4 protein-coding genes are annotated in these 5820 nt (G+C 57.4%); 3 read left to right on the plus strand and 1 reads right to left on the minus strand.

Annotated features, from left to right (window positions below):
• The 3 genes from VGE80_RS23365 to VGE80_RS23375 form a co-directional block, all read left to right on the plus strand.
• Positions 1-519: endonuclease domain-containing protein (locus tag VGE80_RS23365; RefSeq protein WP_440594329.1), on the plus strand; the 519-nt coding region annotated here is incomplete at its 5' end.
• Positions 520-677: 158 nt separating this feature from the next.
• Positions 678-1538 carry a hypothetical protein gene (locus VGE80_RS23370; RefSeq protein WP_440594330.1) on the plus strand — a complete coding sequence of 287 codons (861 nt, stop codon included), beginning with the start codon at positions 678-680 and terminating at the stop codon, positions 1536-1538.
• Between the two features lie 41 nt (positions 1539-1579).
• Positions 1580-4912 (plus strand): ATP-binding protein, encoded by a 3333-nt coding sequence (locus tag VGE80_RS23375; protein ID WP_440594331.1) that lies wholly within the window; start codon positions 1580-1582, stop codon positions 4910-4912.
• 149 nt (positions 4913-5061) lie between these two features.
• Here VGE80_RS23375 and VGE80_RS23380 read toward each other — a convergent pair.
• Positions 5062-5820, minus strand: a 759-nt coding sequence (locus VGE80_RS23380; RefSeq protein ID WP_440594332.1) for a DMT family transporter, incomplete at its 5' end; no start/stop codon positions are given.

Below are 5820 nucleotides of genomic sequence, written 5' to 3' on the forward strand. Positions count from 1 at the left end.
AGTCTTGAAAATGAAGTCAGTCACGGCGATGAAGTCATCGTTGAAGGCTTTCACCTCGACAGGAGTTCTGAGTTTGATATCGAGGCCGAGTCCGGGGCAGGCACCGAGCCGTCTCGCTTTTTTGCAGAATCCCGCGAACAACCTCGGTCCTTCCGGCGAGAATTATTCATCCATCCCCTGATCGGGCGACCTCACCCGGGAAGTCAGGGTGAGCAATTACTCTGGTCACGGCTTTGTTCGGATAGGGAACTTGCGGGACTATTTGAATGTAATGTCTGGGTGACGACATCGGGGGGCGAGGCGTACTTAGTGGACTTTGTCTGGCGGAACGGTAGAGTCATTGTAGAAGTGGATGGGTATTACTGGCACGCAACTCCCATTCAGTTCGTCCTTGATCGTCACCGCGACTATGAACTTTTAATAAGTGGCTACCGTGTGATGAGAGTTCCTCACGATGTATTACTCTTGAATCCGGATCGGGTTGTGGAAAAGATCCGGAGACTGGTCCAGCTGCGTTAAGCGACGCCTGTCGTCCGAATTGCCATGCTCGGTAGCACCGACGGCTCTGACCAAAGCGATTGACCATTTATAGGACGCTCTTTCAGCAGGGATGGCTCAATCTCGTTCTGATAGATGTTGAAGTCTGATCACTGGGATATATCGGGAGGACGATCGTGATGGCCGACGAAGTAAATCCACGACAGGCTCTGTTCCTACTGCGGCTGCTGACTCAGCCGGAAGGCTTTTACGTTGGCAAGACGAAACCCGAGTTGTCCGCGCACGAACGAAAAACGCTTGAGACATCAGGCTTAATCCAAGTCTCAAAACAGAAGGAATCCCTCAAGGCCCGTGCGGCGTTACATGCGACGCTGACAGAGAAGGGCTGGAAGTGGGCAGAAACGCATCTGGACGCCACATTGCCCACGACGGGGACTGCAGGCCTGGTCATTCTGAGCAAAGTCCTGCAGCTCCTGAAAGCTCACGTCAGCTCGGGGGCAATATCCCTGGCATCGTTCTTCACGATCCCCGAGACACCAAATGTCAGTCAGGAGATACCAGGCACTAGTTCTGAGAAGACTGAGGTCACTCGTGAAGAGGCTTCTTCCGGGGAAGAGATACGGGAATCTGCGAAGGATTTGCCTGATCGATCTCTCACCCAGACGGCTCAGCGTGACCACGACAGGCATGCATGGATTGATGGCCAGGAATCTCTGCGGCGGATTCAGGAGGAGGTTTCTTCGGAAGAGCCCGGTGAGCTGTCAGACGGACTCAAGCGGCGATTGTACGACGCTTGTTTTCAGATTGCCGGGGATGGAGTGTACGGAGTACGAATCCGCCTGGCCGACTTGCGGTCGCGGCTCGCCGACGTCCCGCGACCTGAACTCGACCATGCTCTGCGGGAATTGGAACAATCGGAAGCCGCGTCCATCATGCCGCTGGATGATCCCCGCGAGATCCGAACCGCTGATGAAGAGGCGGCGCTGTCCAACAGTCAGGGGAAGGACCGTCACATTCTGTACCTGTCGAATCCCAGATAGATCTCGAACGCGAACGGTTACTGAACGGCCAGGAGAAATTCATGCCCGCTGTCGTTGAGCCACCGATACAGGACGCCGCTCTGGAACTCGCCGCACTCCGCGAAATCAATTACGACTGGACGATGCATCTCAGAAGCGTCTGGGCGGATGCGGCGTATGATTCGAGCGAGATTCATACCCGCTTACGGGACGAGTTTCAGAGACGGCTCGATTCCCTGAAGGTCGATAAGAGTGCGAATTCCCCTTTGGGGTGGCTGCTTGTGGGGAGCGCCGGGTGTGGGAAGACGCATTTTCTTTCTGTCTGTCGGCAGCAGGCCGCAGCCCGAGGGATCTCGTTCGTACTGGTTGATATGACTGACGTACGTGATTTCTGGAGCACGGTGCTGCAGGGATATCTCGACTCGCTGCAGGTGGAGTACATCCCGGGACAGTTCCAGCAGCGGACCCTGTTAGAAAAGTTCCTGAAGCTGATCGACTACGACGTGACCGCGGAGCGGGCTCTGGGACGGTTTGCGGAATTTTCACAGCAGCAGCACGCCCAGCAGGTGACTGCCGTTGTCACTGCGATTCGAAAGATCCACCCGCGCGAAGCGGCCATGTATCAGGATGTGATCCGTGCGATCCTGGCAACGACGTCCCATGATCCATCGGTGAGCGCTGCAGGATTGAGCTGGATTAATGCCAATCCCGTCGACGATGAGATGCGAAAGCTGCTCGGTTTCACCAAAAATCAGGAAGAGCCGATTCGCATCGTCAAAGCCCTTTCGTGGATGATGAGTCTTTGCGGATCGACGGTCGTGGCGTTCGATCAGCTCGACCCGATCGTGGCGCAACTCGATCCTGCGGCACAGGCAGGGGGAATCGAGTCGACTCCGGAGGGGCTGAGGGCGTTGTCGATCATTCAGGAGATTTCCAAAGGCCTGAGTGCCATGTTCGATCAGACTTATCGCACGCTGACGGTCGTTTCGTGCATTGAAAGCACGCTCGCCGCATTGCGGAAGTACTCCATTCAGTCCTGGCAGGATCGGTTTGAGGATGCTCGCCTCCTTCCGTCGTTGAACAATGCCGAAGTGGCGGCAAGCCTGCTCTTCCCTCGCACGACAGCCGGCTGCCGCAGCATGGGATTTAATCCCCCGTATCCCACATGGCCCGTCTCACCCCGGGCCCTCCGCAACATCAGTGGGGTTTCTCCCCGGGAATTGCTCAAAACGTGTGAACGGCATAAACGTCGTTGTCTGGCGTCCGAAACGGTGACGGAATTGCTCAGTCTCACTGACGAGGGGGAGGCTGTCTCTCTCCCTGTCGGGGTGCATCCGGAACTGGACCAGTTATTCACGCGGTTTTATGAAACGGCGCCCGTACAAACGATTCTGGAAGAGTCGACGGCAGATGAACGAATGGCACCGATGCTGATTTCGGCCTGTCGTTGCCTGTTGAAAGAGATCGATTGGCCGCGTGGCCTTGACGCGGTTGTCGATGAGTTTCCCGGTGGAAAGAATACGAAGTCGCTTCACGCGCGCATTCGAGTCATTAACCACGACGAGAATGACAGGGAGCAGCACTTCAGTATGCGGGCTCTGCAGCGGACGAATGCCAATGCCTTCCAGGGGAGGGTGAAGGGGGCGATCGACGGGTCGGGCATCGATCAGAAGTTGCCCTTCCGCCACTGTGTGCTGCTCAGGACGACACCCCCGCCAGGAGGAAAGATCACTCAAGAACTGGTTGAGCGGTATAACCGCAGCGGTGGGGAATGGTGTGCACCGCAGGCCGAGCACATCAGGACCTTGCATGCACTACACATGCTGCAGTCAGAAGGTCCGATCGGCCTTGATGAGTGGCTGAGGGGGCAGCGTCATGCATCGCGATTGCCGTGGCTGCAGGCGGTCCTGAAATGTCTTGGGGAAATCAGGGACAGCGCACCCGTAGAGGACGAGACTACGGAATCCGTCGTTCACAATTTCAGTCGAACACCGGCGACACCATCCCCACTCAATACACCTGATACATCAGAAGCTGAGCCGACCGCGCAAGTCGATCAGGGGGGAAAGATACAAGTCGAATTAGAAGGTGAAGCACCTGTTAGCCGAGTCGGCGCGTTACCGGATCAGATACCGATTGGAACCCGTCAGGTTGGTAAGCATACCGAGCAGGTGACGCTTCCGTTGTCACTGCTGGAAAAGCACACCGTGGTTCTGGCCGGAGCGGGGTCTGGTAAGACGAGTTTGCTCAAGCGGATCATTGAAGAGGCCGCACTGGTCGGGATCCCTTCCATCGTGATCGACGGCGCCAACGATCTGGCCGCTCTGGGGGATCACTGGCCGGAACCGCACCCAGGCTGGATGGAAGGGGACGCGCAAAAAGCGAAGGCCTTTCATGAGACGACGGATATCGTCTACTGGACGCCGGGACGAGAAAGTGGCAATTCGCTGGTGCTCGAACCCCTGCCAGATCTCGCCGGGGCTGCTTCGGATAGCGAAGCGCTCAGGCAAGCGATTGATGCCGCCGTTGATGGCCTCGCTTCGCTCGTTATTAACGGGAAGGGGGGGACGAACGAAAACAAGCGCGGCCTGCTGTCACGGGCCCTCCGCTACTTTGCCCACAACGGTGCGGGAGACCTGCACGATTTCATCGCACTTTTATCTGACCTGCCCGAAGAAGCCGGGTTGGGAATGGCGAGAGAAAGCAAGTTCGCCAAGGAAATGGCTGACTTGCTGCTGGCCCGCATCGAGACAAATCCGATGCTGCGCGGCATCGGGACGGGGCTGGATCCCGCCATCCTGTTCGGTGACGTCAGGAAACTGAAGGCCGGCCCGCGAATCTCGATCATCAGTCTGATGGGACTCGCTTCCGCCGAGCTGAAGCAGCAGTTTGTGTATCAACTGGGAATGACACTCTTCACCTGGATCAAGAAAAACCCGACGCCGCCCCATCGAGCACTGCGCGGGCTGCTGGTGGTGGACGAAGCGCGCGACTTCATTCCTTCGCAAAAGTCGATTCCGTCTAAGGTCAGTCTGCAACTGCTGGCGTCACAGGCGCGGAAGTACCACCTTGGCCTGATCTTCGCGACGCAAAATCCGAAAGAGATTGAAAACCGGATCATCGGCAATTGTGCCACTCACTTCTACGGCCGCGCCAGTTCTCCCACGTCGATTAAGACCATTCAGGAGCAGCTTCAGGAGCGAGGAGGACGGGGTGACGACATTGCCACGTTAGAAGCAGGGCAGTTTTACGTCTACAACTCGGAGGCCGGCCTGCCGAGGCCAGTCAAAGTCAGAATGCCGATGAGTCTCACGAAGCACGGGTCGGCCCTCGAAGAGGACGAAATCCTCAGACGTGCCGCCCAGTCCCGCCTGCGGTTAGCGTCCGCACAATGAACTGGTCCGTTCCGCTCGATAAAAACTCGTGCGGTCGATGCCGCCGCAGTGGCCGCGAAGGTGCGTCGGCGGGGACTCTCCGTGAAGGGGAACCGGGCAGATTCGTGCTCGGTCATCTCGAAGAGGAGACTCGCTGTAGCCGGGCGTTCCTAAGCGGCCTGACTGCGTGAATGAACCGTCAGTGCCAAACCGGTCAGGATCAGAATGACGCCCATCACGAACTGTGATCCGATTTGATCCTGGAAAATGAAGGTGGACGTGGCAATTCCGAAGACGGGCTGCAGGAACTGGACGCTCGAAGCAACTCGCGCTGGTATTTCACGCAGAATGTTCAGCCACAGAAGCAGTCCTGCTACCGTAACGAACAGACCCAGAAACGTGGCGGCCCCGATAGCGGGAAGCGTGAGCTGAAACGGGGTGAAGCTGGCCTCCCAGATTGCCCAGGGCAAAAGCGCCGCGAAGCCGAAGAAGGTGCTCCACGCTGCAACAGCGAGGCTGCCGTATTGGTGCGTGAGTTCGACGCTCCAGACATAATAGAACGCAATCGCGAGAGCGGATGCCAATACCAGCAGCGGCCCCGCCAGCGTGGCGGCCGTCTCAGTCGACGGTCCACCCGTCGCCACGACGGCAATTCCCCCGAATGCCACGGCAATCCCGAGAGTTTGGGTACGCGTGATGGACTGTTTCAGTCGAATCGTCGCAAATACGACGACAAACACCGGAATAGTGGCTGAAAGAATCGTACCAATCGACGCAGGCGTTCTCGCCACTCCCAAGGATTGGGCGATCTGTCCGATGCCGATCCCTACGACCCCCAGCAAGGCCAATGGAGCCACCGCTTTCCAGGGAAGGGGAGGCATGTTCATAATCAGAAATGCCAGAACAGGGACTGCGATTCCAAATCGCAG

It is taken from the genome of Schlesneria sp. (assembly GCF_036405755.1).
GTDB lineage: Bacteria > Planctomycetota > Planctomycetia > Planctomycetales > Planctomycetaceae > Schlesneria > Schlesneria sphaerica.